This is a genomic window from Streptomyces sp. NBC_01217 (assembly GCF_035994185.1).
GTDB lineage: Bacteria > Actinomycetota > Actinomycetes > Streptomycetales > Streptomycetaceae > Streptomyces.
The window spans coordinates 359,748-374,479 of the sequence record NZ_CP108538.1 but is presented as its reverse complement, the minus strand read 5'-3'; the positions used below and the strand labels follow the sequence as shown (position 1 = coordinate 374,479).

At 66.2% G+C, this 14,732-nt stretch carries 13 protein-coding genes and 4 pseudogenes; 13 read left to right on the top strand and 4 right to left on the bottom strand.

Annotation, left to right across the window (positions count from 1 at the left end):
• Window positions 1–307 precede the first annotated feature (307 nt).
• Window positions 308–949, bottom strand: a complete 642-nt coding sequence (locus tag OG507_RS01435; RefSeq protein WP_327365257.1) for a TetR/AcrR family transcriptional regulator — start codon at window positions 947–949, stop codon at window positions 308–310.
• Window positions 950–1,117: 168 nt separating this feature from the next.
• Here OG507_RS01435 and OG507_RS01430 point away from each other — a divergent pair, with 168 nt between their 5' ends.
• The gene (locus OG507_RS01430; protein WP_327371829.1) at window positions 1,118–2,080 is read left to right on the top strand and encodes a zinc-binding dehydrogenase; all 963 of its coding nucleotides are present in this window, start codon (window positions 1,118–1,120) and stop codon (window positions 2,078–2,080) included.
• A gap of 56 nt (window positions 2,081–2,136) precedes the next feature.
• On the opposite strand, the pseudogene OG507_RS01425 reads toward OG507_RS01430, so the two are convergent.
• Together OG507_RS01425 and OG507_RS01420 are read right to left on the bottom strand one after the other, a co-directional pair.
• A pseudogene (locus OG507_RS01425) lies at window positions 2,137–2,503 on the bottom strand (hydroxymethylglutaryl-CoA lyase); the annotation flags it as partial.
• A gap of 120 nt (window positions 2,504–2,623) precedes the next feature.
• Window positions 2,624–2,887 (bottom strand): hypothetical protein, encoded by a 264-nt coding sequence (locus OG507_RS01420; RefSeq protein ID WP_327365256.1) that lies wholly within the window; start codon window positions 2,885–2,887, stop codon window positions 2,624–2,626.
• 495 nt (window positions 2,888–3,382) lie between these two features.
• On the opposite strand from OG507_RS01420, the gene OG507_RS01415 reads away from it, so the two are divergent.
• Complete coding sequence (locus OG507_RS01415) at window positions 3,383–4,231, top strand: hypothetical protein (protein ID WP_327365255.1); 849 nt, start codon at window positions 3,383–3,385, stop codon at window positions 4,229–4,231.
• Between the two features lie 273 nt (window positions 4,232–4,504).
• On the opposite strand, the gene OG507_RS01410 is transcribed toward OG507_RS01415, so the two are convergent.
• Complete coding sequence (locus OG507_RS01410) at window positions 4,505–5,617, bottom strand: IS630 family transposase (RefSeq protein WP_327365254.1); 1,113 nt, start codon at window positions 5,615–5,617, stop codon at window positions 4,505–4,507.
• A gap of 127 nt (window positions 5,618–5,744) precedes the next feature.
• On the opposite strand from OG507_RS01410, the gene OG507_RS01405 reads away from it, so the two are divergent.
• The 11 genes and pseudogenes from OG507_RS01405 to OG507_RS01355 all read left to right on the top strand — a co-directional run bounded on the left by OG507_RS01405 (window position 5,745) and on the right by OG507_RS01355 (window position 14,624).
• Window positions 5,745–6,215, top strand: a complete 471-nt coding sequence (locus tag OG507_RS01405) for a helix-turn-helix domain-containing protein (RefSeq protein WP_327365253.1) — start codon at window positions 5,745–5,747, stop codon at window positions 6,213–6,215.
• Entirely contained in the window at window positions 6,104–6,886 is a 783-nt protein-coding gene (locus OG507_RS01400; RefSeq protein ID WP_327365252.1) for an IS630 family transposase, read from the top strand. Before OG507_RS01405 ends, OG507_RS01400 begins: the two co-directional genes overlap by 112 nt.
• A gap of 65 nt (window positions 6,887–6,951) precedes the next feature.
• A complete protein-coding gene (locus tag OG507_RS01395) occupies window positions 6,952–7,182 on the top strand; it encodes a transposase family protein (protein WP_327365251.1) in 231 nt (76 codons plus the stop codon).
• Between the two features lie 50 nt (window positions 7,183–7,232).
• A complete protein-coding gene (locus OG507_RS01390) occupies window positions 7,233–7,724 on the top strand; it encodes a DUF2975 domain-containing protein (RefSeq protein WP_327365250.1) in 492 nt (163 codons plus the stop codon).
• Window positions 7,724–7,945 (top strand): helix-turn-helix domain-containing protein, encoded by a 222-nt coding sequence (locus tag OG507_RS01385; protein ID WP_030609318.1) that lies wholly within the window; start codon window positions 7,724–7,726, stop codon window positions 7,943–7,945. The genes OG507_RS01390 and OG507_RS01385 overlap by 1 nt, the downstream gene beginning before the upstream one ends.
• A 284-nt stretch (window positions 7,946–8,229) precedes the next feature.
• Window positions 8,230–8,400 (top strand): annotated as a pseudogene (locus tag OG507_RS01380) (hypothetical protein); the annotation flags it as partial.
• A 187-nt stretch (window positions 8,401–8,587) separates the two neighbouring features.
• Window positions 8,588–8,759, top strand: a pseudogene (locus tag OG507_RS01375) (IS5/IS1182 family transposase); the annotation flags it as partial.
• 255 nt (window positions 8,760–9,014) lie between these two features.
• Window positions 9,015–9,592: pseudogene (locus OG507_RS01370) on the top strand (DUF1062 domain-containing protein).
• A 1,228-nt stretch (window positions 9,593–10,820) separates the two neighbouring features.
• Entirely contained in the window at window positions 10,821–12,068 is a 1,248-nt protein-coding gene (locus OG507_RS01365) for an outer membrane protein assembly factor BamB family protein (RefSeq protein WP_327365249.1), read from the top strand.
• A gap of 618 nt (window positions 12,069–12,686) precedes the next feature.
• The gene (locus OG507_RS01360; RefSeq protein ID WP_327365248.1) at window positions 12,687–13,142 is read left to right on the top strand and encodes a DUF4333 domain-containing protein; all 456 of its coding nucleotides are present in this window, start codon (window positions 12,687–12,689) and stop codon (window positions 13,140–13,142) included.
• A gap of 630 nt (window positions 13,143–13,772) precedes the next feature.
• Window positions 13,773–14,624: a hypothetical protein gene (locus OG507_RS01355; protein WP_327365247.1), complete on the top strand. Its 852-nt coding sequence runs from the start codon at window positions 13,773–13,775 to the stop codon at window positions 14,622–14,624.
• Window positions 14,625–14,732 lie beyond the last annotated feature (108 nt).

The window sequence follows — 14,732 nt, the reverse complement described above, 5'->3', positions numbered from 1 at the left end:
GGAAAAACTGATGGGGAGTTGACCACCTTCGCCAAGGCTTGCGGGATGGGCTGCTTCAGGAGAGAGGGTGACGTCGTGGCCGATGACGTTGAGCCGGCGGACCAGGCCACGGGTGCGGCGGCCGGGTTCGATCAACCACTGACCACCCGGGCCAACCCAGTTGACGCCATCATCGGTGGGAGGGTGACCGCAGCCATCCTGCGCCTGTCCGACGGCCTCATCGAGCACCTGGTGCTCGGTGACCCGGCCTTCGTGCCCGACAGAGCAGCCGGTGCGCCGTACGTCGTGTCCGATCCTCGGGAGGTGATCAGGCGCCGTCGTATCTGTCGGGTACTGCGGATGCGAGTCGTGCCGCTGGTGGTAGCGGTGCGTGCTGGGGGCATGCTGCGAACGCCTGGATGACAAACCCTGCGAAGCGCCGGGAGGCCATGACCTGGGTGGCGGTCGAAGTGGAGTGGATCCCCTTGTTGGCCATGAGCATGAGAATGAGGTCGTCCAGGACGAAGTCGGGGCGCAGGTGCCCCGCCTTCTTGGCCCGCTGGGCCAGTTCGGCGACCGCTTTCAACGTGTACTCACGGCCCGCGGCGACATCCGTCGCCCCCGGGAAGGTCGACAAGAAGGCTTCCGTGAAGCCCCGATCGCGTGCGTGCAGCTCACAGATCTTCTCGATCACCAGGCAAAGGCCTCGCCATGGATCGGGATCGGCGCACCCGTCGTCGACAATGGCACGACACGCGCGCAGTTGGTCTGCGAAGGCTGCGGTGACCAGCATCTGCTTGGTCGGGAAGCGACGATACAAGGTGGCGGGTCCGACCCCGGCGCGCCGGGCGATCTCCCGCATCGGCACGTTCAGGCCGTCGACGGAGAACAGCGCTCGGGCCGCGTCGAGGATGCGTTCGCGGTTGCCGAGCGCGTCGGAACGCAGGGGCTGAGACAAACGGTCGGTCACCACTCTCACTTTAGCCAAGCGGACGGGGGTGTCCGTTACCGTCCAAGACGTGGAAGCTCGCCGAGATCATCGAGGCGGGCAGCACGGGGCCCGAACCCCGGCCGCGGCGATGGGTGGCGGGTATCGGGCATGACCGCGCTTGATCGATCCGAGAACGTGGAGACGACATTGAAGGCAATCGCGATCCAGACGTACGGAGGTCCTGAAGGTCTGGCTGTTGTCGACCTGCCGGTACCCACACCTGCCGCCGGGCAGGTGCTGATCTCCGCAGAAGCGGTGGGCGTCGGCGGCGTCGATACCGTGATCCGAAGCGGTGCTCTGGCCGCCTACGGCTTCAAGGAGGGGCATATACCCGGCAGCGAGGTGGCGGGCACCATCACCGCGGTCGGCGACGGCACCGACACGTCGTGGATCGGCCGACAGGTGTGGGGGTTCACCGGCACGGGCGGCGGCTACGTCGAACAGGCCATCGCCCCGGTCCAGGAGATTCTTCCCCTGCCCGCGAACCTGTCCGCCGTCGACGCGGTGACGCTGGGGAGCTCCGGTGTCGTAGCCCACTACGGGCTCGCACACGCCCATTTCGCTCCCGGAGAGGCGGTCCTGGTACGCGGCGCAGCCGGCAGCATCGGAATCATGACGGTCCAGCTCGCGGCCCGCAGTGGCGCTGCAGCGGTGGCGGTCACCACATCGTCGGGCGAACGTGGCGAGCGCCTGCGCCGGCTGGGCGCGACCCACGTCCTGGACCGCTCCGGCAATGGCGGACAGGACGCTCCCGCAGGCTACGACGTCATCATTGACATCGTCGCCGGCGACGCCATGCCGTCGTTCTTCGACAGGCTCAATCCGAACGGCCGCATGGTCGCCGTCGGCGCCGTCGCAGGCCAGCCGCCGGCGGACTTCGGCACGAAGATGCTGGCTGCGTTCCAGAAGTCGATGTCCTTCGCCACCTTCAGCGCAGCCACTGTCACCGAAGCCGACCGACGTGCCGTGCGGAGCGAACAGTTCGCTGCCGCGAGCCGCGGTGAGCTCAAGGCGGTGGTATACGAGGTGCTGCCGCTGGACCAGGCCGTGCTGGCACACCAAAAGATGGAGGCCGGTGAGGTCTTCGGCAGGATCGTGCTGGCGCCGTAGCCCCGCACACTCTTTCTGTGTGGCCTCCCAACGGAGAAGTCAGGACAGATCCGATGGGCGGTCACGACACGGGAGGGGCTCGGGCGTCCGAGGCGCTCGCTCATCCAGCGGCTGGTGGCGGCGAGGGCGTTCAGATCGATTCCGGTATGGATGCCGAGTCCGTGCAGCATCCGCAGCAGGTCTTCCGTGGCCAGGTCTCCGGTGGCGCTGTGGGCGTAGGGGCAGTCGCCGATGCCGCCGGCGGAGCTGTCGAACTCGGTGATGCCCGCGGTGAGCGCGGCATGCACGTTGGCAAGGGCCTGCCCGTAGGTGTCGTGGAAGTGAGGGGCGATCCGCTCCGAGGGGATGCCCACCCCCTACCGCGTCCAGGAGTTCCAGGACGTGGCCGGGTGTGCCGGTACCGATGGTGTCCCCCAACGACAGGGACAGTGAGATCCACCGGTGTTCTCGGCGGCCCGTCCGGGGCGTCGTTCGAGACCAGGCCGCCCTGTCTCGTCAAGTCGGAGCAGGTCCATCGACAGTGACAGTCCGAGCGCCGACGCCTCACCCGCCGATTCCGAAGGGCAGCCCTTTTTGATCATTACTGAGTGACCTTCGTATGGCGTTGACCAGCCTCACCTGGGCCTCGGCAGGTGCCTGCCTGGCCCGCTCGAACTCCTCCGGACTCACCGGGTCACGCAGAGGGCTGCGCCCCCGCGCCACATGGTCCAGGAAGGAGTTGATGGCGCGGCCGAAATTGTCGATCTCGGTCGCCACTTCCGGAGGGGCGACCAGGGCCATTGCATGTTCGGGATCGGTCTGATTCACCGCGGTTTCACGTATGACGTGGCGTCATGCCCTGGTGTGGGGTGGGATACCCGGAGAGCAGTGCAGGCACGGTGCTGGTGATCATGTGGTTGTCGAGACCCATGAGAACCGAGCGAGACCGTGCCTGGCTGACCTGCGTCGCTTCCTGATCGGGGTGCCCGATCCACGCGGTATGCGGGGACGGCGGCAATCGCTGATATGCTTGCTTGCGTCTACACATATGTACCAAGCGATTGCTCAATCGGCCATCTCGACAGACGGCGTGGCGCGCAGGTTCAAGTGGGACCGATGACAACGTTGTCATCCTCGACCTTCGTCAAGATCATCAATTGGTTAAGGAGCTTCGATGAAGCTTTCCCTCAAACACCTGCGGTTGTCCGTCGTGGCCACCGCTACAGCCGGAGCTCTCGCGCTGGCCGCCTCCCCGTCACTCGCCAATACCCCGGGAGAGGTTCGTGGGCGGGAGAGGGAGCGAATGCGTATTCCATCTCAAGTATGTACACCCCGGCTGAGGCGTACAACGGTGGCGGCCGTCACTTGCTGGCGTGGGTCAGAGACGACGGAAGCATCCGGGTGTCTTACAACAGTGGAATCGATCATGAAGTCCTTCCGGGCGCTCGGACCTATGCCTCCGTTGCCGTGGTGGCATTCGGGGATGGTTTTGCCCTGTTCCACACCGCAACCGACGGGGCCATTCTCTGGACTCCGCTGACCGCGGGGGGCTGGCCCTTTGAAACCAGTTGGCGCGTGGTCCCCAATCAGCGGACCTCGCCGGCCAACGCCGTGTCCGTGACCAGCCTCGGAGGCACTCACCTGTACATGTCCTACCGTGGGGGCGACACTGGAAGGATCATGGGCACGTACTACAACCCGAGCAACAGCGCATGGACCGTCCATACAGTTATTGGTGGTGACAGCGAAAGTTACTCCTCGCCGGCAATCACGTATAACGAGGCAAATAACCGCCTGTACGTAGTGCACCGCGGGACGAACAATCGCGTCTACCTTTCCTGGCAGGCGTACGGAACCGGAGTGTGGAGCGGCTGGCGGGACCTCGGAGGCGACATTCGGTCCGGACTTTCCATCGCCGCCCTGGCCAACGGGCACATGATGGTAGCCGGCACGGCTCCTGACGACAGGGTCTGGTATCACCGCTTGACCTCGGACGGCTACACTCTCAACAATGGCAACTGGGAACAAGAGAGCACGAACACCAGGGTGATCGGGCAAGGCCCCGCCCTTGTGGCAGGCGGTGCGCACGAAGCCATTTATCTGCTCGCTGCCCTGTATTCCTACAACTACATTGCCGGGCAGATCGCGTGGAAGCCAGCGTACCGGGAATAAAGCGGCGAGGCATTCTCCCGCAGAACCTTGATCAATACCCAGGGCTGATTCAAAGTCGTGATGATCAGGGGTTGTTGCTCAGGGTCATTGCGTGTAGTCGATCTGTCTGGTTGATTCACCTGAGTCCGAGGGCTGTCAGCAGGGACCTTGCGTGTTTGCGGATTGGGTGGGATCGCCCGGTGATGGCCGGTCATGGCAGGCCGGTCCGGATGCAGGTGCAGGCATGGTCTCGTTGATCATGTGAGTGTCTAGTGTCTCGTGATCCTGTTCATGTCAGTTCGAGTTGTTATTGACGAGTTTCTTCACGTTGGTCGCGACGAGTCGGACCTTCGCGAGGACCTCGTCGGCGGTCGCGGTCCAAGTGAACGGTTTCGCTGTCGTGTTCCAGGAGTTGATGTAGTCGCGGATCTGTTTGATCAGGACGTTGACGCTGGAGAACGTGCCGCGGCGGATGGACTGCCGGGTCAGGATTCCGAACCAGATCTCGATCTGGTTCAGCCACGAGGAGCCGACGGGAGTGAAATGGAAGTGGATGTGCGGGTTCTTGACCAGCCACTCCTTGACCTCCGGGGTGGTGTGCGTCGAGAGGTTGTCCAGGACGACATGGATGTCCTTCCCGGCGTGCGGTTTCACCGCCTTCTTCAAGAAGGCCAGGAAATCCTTGCCGTTCCGGGTCGGCCTGCACTCGCCGAGCACTTCACCAGTGGTGACGTTCAGGGCGGCGAACAGGTTCGTGGTGCCGTGCCGGACGTAGTCGGCGGTGCGCTTCTCGCTCGCCGCGAAGGCGACCGGCAGCACCGGCTGGGTCCGGTCCAGCGCCTGGATCTGCGTCTTCTCGTCGATCGAGAGGACCACCGCGCCGCCCGGCGGGGCCAGATACAGGCCGATCACGTCGGCCACCTTCTCCGCGAACGCGGGATCTTTGGAAATCTTGAAGGTGCCGGACCGGTGCGGCTTCAGGCTTTCCTCGCGCCAGACGCGCGCGATGTAGTGCCAGGACACGGTGATGTTCTCGGCCCGCTCCAGATACTTCGCCAACTCCCGCGTGGACCAGCGCGAAAGCCCCGTGCCGTCCGGCGGCGTCATGCGCGTCAGCGCGATCACTCGGGACCGCACCCGCGCCGGTACCTGTTCCCGCGCGCCACCGGGACGCTCACCTTCCAGCCCGGCCAGGCCCTGCTCGGCATAGCGGATCTTCCAGCGGTCCACGGTCGGCAGCGACACCCCGAGCAGCTCCGCAATGTCCTTGCGCCGACGCCCCTCACTCGACCACAGCACGATCCGGCCCCGCGTTGCTATGTCCGCAGGAACGTCCCGACTGTTCACCAACTCCCGCAACTCGGCGGCCTGTTCCACGGAGATCTCCACACCAAGAGACCCTGCCATACAAGATCAAGTAACGCTGACGGAATCACGAGACACTAGTAGCGTGTCGCCGCTTAGTTATGGTGCACCTGACTGGGAGGTTGGTGTCTGGCAGATTCCTTCCCCTTTGCCAGACAGGACTGTTGTCATGGGTTCGCAGAAGAAGCGGCCGGTCAGGTTGACCGCGCAGGATCGTGAAGAGCTGGTCCGGGTGACCACGACAGGTGTTCGTGGGGCCTCGATGATCATGCGTGCGCGGGTGCTGCTTGCGCTGGACAGCTCGGTGGGTGAGGTGGACACCAAGGAGGCGATCGCGGTCCGACTCGGCGTCTCCGGTGAGACGTTGCGGCTGGTCGCCAAGCGTTTCGCCGAGACCGGTGGTGATGTTCACGCCACGATTGCTCGGAAGAAGCGCGCCCTCCCGCCGGTGCCCTCGCCGGTGACCGGTGAGGTCGAAGCCCGGCTGATCGCGATGGCGTGCTCACAGCCACCCCAGGGCTATGCCCGATGGTCGCTGCGGCTGCTGGAGAAGCACGTCGCGCTGGTCGAGGACATCCCCGACCTGGACCACTCCACCATCGGGCGGATCTTAAAAAAACGCAACTGCGTCCTCATCTGAAGAAGTGCTGGACCATCCCACCGCGAGCGAACGCGGAGTTCGCGGCGCGGATGGAAGACGTGCTGGCCGTCTATGCCCGGCCCTATGACCCGGGACGTCCGGTGGTGTGCATGGACGAGAAGCCCTACCAGCTCCTCGACCATGCCCGCGACCCGCTCCCGGCCCGCCCTGGTCGCGATGCCTGCCAGGACAGCGAGTACATCCGCTGCGGCACGTGCTCAATCTTCGTGTGGACCGGACCCCTACGCGGGCGGCGTCGAGTTCAGGCACTGTCCCAGCGGACCCGGATCGACTGGGCCGGCCAGGTCAAGCAGCTGCTGAGCGTGGACTACCCCGACGCCGAGGCCGTGGTGCTGGTGATGGACAACCTCAACACCCACGGCATCGCCTCACTGTACGAGGCATTCGAACCAGAAGAAGCATTCGCCCTGGCCCAACGCCTCGAGATCCACCACACACCCAAACACGGGTCATGGCTCAACATCGCCGAGATCGAACTCTCCGCGCTGACCCGGCAATGCCTCGACCGCCGGATCAGCAACCTCGACAACCTCAACACCGAACTCTCGGCCTGGCAGAACGCCACCAACACCAACCAACGTCAGGTGAACTGGCAGTTCACCACCCACGACGCACGCATCAAACTGCGCCACCTCTATCCCAAAAATTAGCCGCGACGGTCTACTAGTTCACGTGACCACAACCGAAGACCGTGCCTGCTGTCTCATCATCTCCTATGCCGTCGGGCCTGGAGGAACTGGCCCGTATCCCGTCGCCGCAGCCGTTGCCCGATGCGGTGTGCCTTGTCCGGTTTCTCGCCGGGCTGCCCGACCCGCGTGACCGTCGTGGCCGGCGCTTCCCGCTGACGGCGCTCGTTGCGGTCGCGGCCGCTGGTGTTCTGGCCGGCGCCCGGTCCCTGACCGCGATCGCCGAGTGGACCGCTGACGCGCCCCCAGTCCTTGCTTAATCTATCGATATTCGATAGATTCCCATCGTAACTCGATGGAAGGATGGGTCATGGGAAAGCTGACAGTGCGTGCGCTGCGCGCCGTGCTCGTGGTGGTGCTCGCCGGCACCGTGTTCGTACAGGCAGGGATGGTGTGGGCGTTGGTCAGCGGGAGTGACCCGGAGGACGGGTCGCTCCCGCTGACCCCGCTGCGTGTGATTACGATCCTGGGCATGGTGTCGGCCCAGGTCGCCCTGGTCTGCGTATGGCGGCTGGTGACGATGGTGCGCCGCGGAACCGTGTTCTCCCACACCGCCTTCCGGTACGTGGACGTCATGATCGGCGCGATTGTGGCGGCTGCCCTCGTGTGGTTCGCGGTCACGGCCCTCAATGCGCCGGGCCAGCGGGACGACCCGGGCGTCACCGTCATCATGGCCGGGGTCGGTGTGGCCATCCTGGGGGTCGCGCTCATGGTGCTGGTGCTGCGGATGCTGCTCGCCCAGGCTGTCGCGCGCGACGTCGAAGCGGCGCAGATGCAGGCCGAGTTGGACGAGGTGATCTGATGCCGATCACCGTCGACATCGACGTGATGCTGGCCAGGCGGAAGATGTCCGTGGGTGAGCTCGCGGACCGCGTAGGGATCACGCCCGCCAACCTGGCGGTGCTCAAGAACGGCCGCGCCAAGGCGGTGCGCTTCGCGACGCTCGCCGCGCTCTGCGAGGTGCTCAAGTGCCAGCCGGGCGACCTGCTGCGCTGGGAGGCCGAGGACGCCGCGGGCGGATGATGTGCCCCGGGGCGGGCGTGAAAACACCTGGCGCCACCGGCCCGTGACACGGCACGTGGACCGCATGGACGTGGACCGCAAGGGCGTGGATCACCGATCACCCGCAGCACCGTCCCGACCCCGTTGGGAAGATTGAGGTCGACCTGCACCGCACCGTTCTGCTCGACGATCGCGACTGCGAACGCGCCCCCACCGCAAACCCTCGTCCTTCCAGCGCGGAAGGGCGGGGGTTCGTCGTCGGGTGGGCAGTCGGCGCCTCGCCGTAGTCACCTGATGTCCGATTCATGATGATCCGTCAGTTCGGCGGGGTTCGGGAACGCGACAGGCACGGGCTTCCGAGGCCGTGGAGTTCTCGACGCCCCGTGATCCGAGATCCGCGCGGCGTATGGCACGCTCTGGTCGTCATGCTCGCGCTGACCACGTGCGCGGTTCTGGCCGGAGCGACCTCCCTGCTGGCGGTGGGCGAGTGGATCGCCGACGCCCCGCCGTCCGTCCTGGAACGCCTTGGCGTACGGGCCGGTCCGCGCTGTCAACGAAGCGGTGTCCGCCGGCGGAGACGACGGTGTGGCGGCTGCTGGGCCGCATCGACGGCGCCGCGTTGGACCGGGCGGTGGGCCGCTGGTCGGCCGACCGGCGCGTTGAGGCCGAGGGTCAGTTGCAGGCCGCAGGAACCGCCGATCTCTGCTGCGACGGCAGATTCAGCACACCATTCCCGAGCGCCGGGATGTTCCGCGCGGCAGCGACCCGCTTCGACAAGCGTGTTTACGTCTTTCGCGGCATCGTCACCGTTGCCGCGATCCGGCCCCGCCCATAACCGGCCGGACGGTCTTTAGGGCATGTCCGGTGGGCCGAGAGTGCGCGTGCCCGCCGCGAGGCATCGCCACCCGCCCGAAAATCAGTGGAGCAGAACTCCCGTGTGCCGTTAGCGTGCTCACGCCCGCAGTCACCCTGTCAAGGACGTGCCGTTGTACACCAAGTGAGAACCCCCGAGCGCTGATCCGTCGCGCGTCGCACATGTGCGCCGCGCTCCTTTTCGCTGCGGTCTTCTCACTGGAACCGGTGTATCTCTGTGTCCAAGAACTGGGTGGTCGTGCCCACCTGCCTGCCGATCGTTCTCCGCCGATGCCACAGGTGCGCCTCCGGGCGCTTCCGGGCGAACGGCGGATTCCGCGTCAAAGCGAACCACAAGCTCCTCGACGCCTGGCCCCTCACGCTGTGCACCGGGTGCGGGGACACCACCGAGCTCACTGTCCTGGAGCGGATGAACGTGCGTTCCGTACAACCCGAGCTCCTGAACCTGCTGCACGACAATGACCCTGGCCTGGCGGCCGAACTGCTCCAGGTCCCGGTCGTACGGCGCCGCGACATGGGCGGCTCGGGTCGCACCGAGCGGCCGGCCTGGCAGTCACCGTACGGTCCGCCACCGCACCGGGCGCACCGCGGCCGGTGGGCGCCTGTGCCGGTGTTGGCCAGGTCTCGGTCCGCTTTGCGGCGCGGATACCCGTGTGGCCGGTGCGACTGATCGCCGAATGTTTCGGCTTTTCGTGAGCCGGGGTCGAGAGACTGCCGGCCGAGGGGAACCTCGTGTCGGCAGTCCGCCTGAGCGGCAAGCTCCCGGGCGACTTCACCTCCACGCTCAAGCGCTGAGTCCTTTCAGCCCGGGGCCTGTGGAGTAATTGTCAATAGTTGTGGATCGTTCATGGCCCGCGTGTCAGGGCAGGTGTGACAGCAGTAGCTTGGTGAGACGTTCGGGTGTACGAGCGGCAGGTAGTGGTCGGCGTCCGGGATCGTTTCGCCGCAGGCACCAGGGATGTCGGTGACAAGTCGTTCGGCGATCACCGCAATCTCTGGGTGGTCGTGGTCGCCGTGGATGACCAGCGTCGGCGCGGCGATGTCTCCGAGGTGTGGTTCGGCATCACGGCCGTCGAAACCGCCGCGGGAAAGCTGCCTGAACCTCGATCACGCCTACGCTGTGCTCTGGCACGAGAGCCCTGGGCGACACACAGACAACTGGTCAGAACTCAGTCTCCTCGGCCACTTCCCGGTACCGGCGGCCTCAGGATGGCCTCACATCGCGCCCCTGCCGCAGCACAGACGCCCAGAACCGGTCTCGTCGGCTCCGCGTCTCCCCGTATACGTGCTGGTCAGATGAGCGTCAGCTGACACAGACCGCCGTGGCACCAAACTCGCGAGCAGCGGATTCCGTCCGTTGAGGCGAAGTTGACGCTCCAACACCTTAAAAGGAAGGTTTCCGCAGGTCAGGGCACATTCAAAGTAAGGACTCGAACCCACGGCCGACGGATCATGAGTCCATTCGGGATCTTGGCGGCCCTTGCGTTTCTACGCTGATCCATGGCGCTCTTGCAGGTCCGATGGGATGGACTGTGTGGGCAATCTCCCGCCTTTGCCTGTCTGTTCCTATCCTTGTTTCCCCAATGCGTCCCCAACGCCGTCTTTGCGGACGGGAGCGCAGGATAGGGAGGACAAATTCACCTGCTCGACAGCGCGCCGCGACCACGCCCGCAGCGGATTCCCCTTCCAGCGGACGAAGACTCACCCTCAAGTGCCCGGGTGGGGGGCCGTGTGCGCCGGTGATCCCGCAGTCCGTTGTGATCCTCGGTTCCCCTGGCGGAGAGAGTGATCCCGTCTCCGCGGGCGGCGCGGATGCCGTACATCTTGCGAACCATCGCAGCAGATCATTAGCGCTTACGCGAGTGCCGGGAGTCGCTGATCTTGTGTGACAGGAGTTTCACGGACGCGTCCCGGTTGCGTACCGCCCGACGACTGGCCGAAATCTGACGGCTAGCCTGACCGGGCTCAAGACGTCCGAGGGGGCGTCAGCAACATCCGGGCGAAACGGGGACGGGGAACCGACATGGGCAGACGTGACGGGCACGCGGTGTCACGCAGGCAGGCGATCAGGCTGGCCGGGACAGGGCTCGGCCTGGCCGTGCTGGGGGCAGGCGCATGGGGGTGCACCCCCGAGGAGGAAACGGGCGCGTCGGGCGGCGGCACAACTCCCGGCGGAGGCAAGGGCGGTGACACCAACAAGGGCGGTGACACCTTCACCACCCCGCCCCCGGGCACCGCGCCCAAGCCGCTGTGGCAGCAGAAGACAGCCAACGACGACCTGGCCGGGATCCACGCGCTCGCGGTCATCGGGGACACGGTCGTGGTGTCGGGTGACCCGCTGGTGGGGCGTGACGCCGTCAGCGGCAAGGAGAAGTGGTCACGGCCGGGCGTCACTATTCCAGGCGCCAAGCTGATCACCGGCGGCGGGACGCTCTATCTCGCCAGCGCCGAGTACGACGGCGACGTGGTGGGCCTCGATCCGGCCACGGGCAAGGAGACCTGGCGCAGCCGCCTGGGCAAGGAGTACGAGCAGCCGCGCCCCATCGCGGCCGACGACCGACACGTCTACGTCCTCGCCGGGATCCTGGAGGAGGACTCCTCGACGCCGACCAACGTGATCGCCGCGATCGACACCACCTCCGGCAAGATCGCCTGGCGTGAGCAGCGTGACAAGGGGACCGAGGAGTTCGGCATCACCGCCGCGGTCGTCGGCGGGCGCCTCGCGTACACCGATTTCCGGAAGAACGTGACCGTCCGCGACACGACGACGGGCCGGCAGCTCTGGACGAAGAAGATCGGCAGGTCCAACTACTACCGCTTCGCCGTGCACGAGGACCTGTTGATCGTGCCGGACGGGCAGCGGCTGCGGGCGTTCGCGCTGGCCATGGGCACGGAGCGCTGGTCGCTGGCGAATGAGAAGTTCACCTGGTTCAACGATCCGCAGGTCCTGGACGGGGTGCTCTACGCCTCCGACAGCGCGTTCGGCATGTGGGCGGTGAACCCCGGTACGGGCAAGCAGATCTGGCACAACGAGGACCTGGAGGGCTCGGCTGCGGAGGCGTGGCAGTTCGCCAAGGTGGGCGGCACGCTGTACGGCGCGACCGAGCACGACAAAAACGGCGGCGTGCACGCCTTCGACGCAGCGACCGGAAAACTGCGCTGGACGTACAACGACAACACCGGTGAGAACCAGAAGTGGTACGTGATCGCGACGGGCAAGCGGCTGGCCGCGATGCACGCCAAGCGGCTCTTCGCGCTGCCGGCCGTCTGAGCCGACGGAGGCGGGCGGGTAGCGCGGTGGCGGGAGCCTGACCACGCCCGGCGTCGGCCGCAGGACAGGACAGGGCGTCATAGGCCGGGCCGCGGGAGGCGCGGCGTGGCGCGCGGCAGCCGTTCCTTGTGGGGCAAACGACCGGCACACTCAGCGACCGGGCCGGGCTACTGTGCCCGTCGTACAGGGCTGACACCGGCCGTGGCGGGCGCGCATCAGATTCGAGGCGAGCAATCCTGCCGCCTCTCTCTCAGGAAAATTAGGAGATCTAGTGGAGAAGGACGTGGAGGGAACATGCGCCGTCCGCTGCCGCAGCGCCCGCATCTGAGGGCCAGACCTTCCTGTTGAACAACAAGATCAGACCTTCGACAGGGAGAGCCCTGCTGCCCTTGAAGCGCAGCTGACTGCGATTCCGCGTTCGGTGTCCTGCTGACCCCATCGCGCCCGCGGTAGCAGTCCCTGCTGCGCTGAGTGTTCGCGTGGGGCCGACAGGGGCCGCTCGGCGGAGCAGAAGGTGCTGATCATGTAACAGTCCAACTCGAACCGCTTGTACGCAGAATCGGTTCAGCTGATCTGCACTCCTGATCTTTATCTCATCATCCATAAACGGGGGAAAGAATGCAGCACACGGGGCGCAACAAGAGGATTGCGGCCGCGGCGGCGATGGGCGCACTGACGGTGCTTCTCGCCACCGGATGCTCCTTCAGCATTGGCGACGCGGAGAAGAAGAATGAGGCGACGGCCAGCGAGGACGCAGCCGCCGTTGACGAGGACCCGGCCGAGGAGAAGCCGGTCGGCGACGACCCCGCAGAGCCCGAGAACACGGGCGTCAACGAGGGCGGGGCCGTCCACAAGGCCCGAGTCGCGCAGACGATCTCCGACAAGCTCGCCGCGGACACCGGCAAGCGTCCCGACAGGGTCTCCTGTCCTGAGCACCTCCCGGCCCGGGTCGGCGCCACGATCCGCTGCGAGCTCACTGCCGGCAGCGACACCCTCGGTGTCACCGTCACTGCCACCGCGGTCAACGGCAACCAGGTCAATTACAACTTCAAGGTCGACGACAGCGTCGAGTAAATGAGTCGTGTGCATCGTGAAGGACTGCAGGTCAAGGGGGCTGGTGTGCGCGGGTTTCGGCGGACCAGCCGCACGACGAAGGTTCGCACCGACCCGAAGTGGGCGACCACGCTGGTCAGGTCCCTGCGGGTACTGACGAACCGGGGAATAGCCCGCTGACCGATGATCTACACCGAAGCCATCCGCTTGCGACCAGCACGATCCTCCCGAGCCTCACGCACACCAGACCCGTGACCTGCAACTTCACGATGCACAGTGCTCAGTGAGCGGTGTGCATCGTGGGAACGGCTGGTCAGGTGGGCTGGTGTGCGCGCGCCTTGCCGCGCTCGCGCTGGTCGGCGGCCGCTTTCCACAGTGAAGAGTCTGACTCGGCGGCTGGGGCGGTTCTCGGGTTCTGCCGCGCCTGCGGCGAGGGTCCGCCAACCACCCGTCGCCGTAGGGATACGCCACCAGATCGCGGGGACGGAGCGGGAATGTCCGAGCTGGAGCGGATCACGGCTCGCCGGAGCGAGCTGGAGGCGCTCGTCGAGGAGCTGGGCAGGCGGCTTCAGGCCGCGTGTCGGCCGGTCCGCCGCTGTAGTTTGCTGCACTATGAGATTTTGGTTGCTCCGTGCCGCGATACCCCTGGCAATGATCGGCGGACTCTTCTGGCCCACGGTGCTGACGTACACCTTCCTGGCCGGAGAGCGGGCCACCGCGCAGGTCGCCGAGTGTCATCGGGGGGCCAGCCGCAGCCCGCTCAGGTGCACGGGGACATGGAGCACCGCCAGCGGCGACACCGGTTCCGGCGGAATCTACGGCCTCAGCCGCAGCGACGCGGGACACACCGTCGAGGTGCGCGTCGGCCCGTTGGGTCCGTACCGTCCCGGCCCCAGGGCTGCCGCCCTGCCTGTCTCCCTGTCGTTGTTCTGGCTGGTCTCATTCGGTGCCCTGACGGTGCAGCAGGTCCGGGCAGGGAAGCGCACCCGTCGGCTCCTCGCGGAACCAGGTGCCCCCGGGGATCTGCTGATTGTCACGGGCAAGGGCGCGCACATGCCCGACGGTCGGCGCTCGGCGTCGGTGGTCACGCTTCCCCGGCCCGTGCCTGCTGCGCCTGGGGTGAAGACGACGTACTGGGAGGTCCGCGACCCCGCAGGACAGCCCATGTTCCGGGTCGAGAAGCGCCGCGCCGGGAAATCCGTGCCGGAACTGGTGGTCTGGGACGCCTCCGGTGTGTCCGGGCACATCATCCGCAGCACCGGCAAGGACTGGCCCGGCGGCTACGCGCTGCTTGCTCTTGACGGTACACCGGTGGGCTCCGTCGAACCTTTCGCCGGTACGAAGTGGGGTGCCTACGAGTTCAGGGACGACCGGGGCGTGATATGGGCCCGGAGCGCCTGCCGCATGCCTGAATGGGTGCTGCGCCTGGGACCCGCCACCTCGCCGCCCCTTTCCCGGCTCGCACTCGCCTTCATCATTGGGCAGCGCCGCCGGCACAGGTGAGGGTTCGGTATGGACACCCGCCGACGACCAGCACGAGTATCCCGCCCACCCCTCACACCAGACCCGTGACCTGCGAACTCACGTTGCACAGTGCTAGGTCCTGTACGG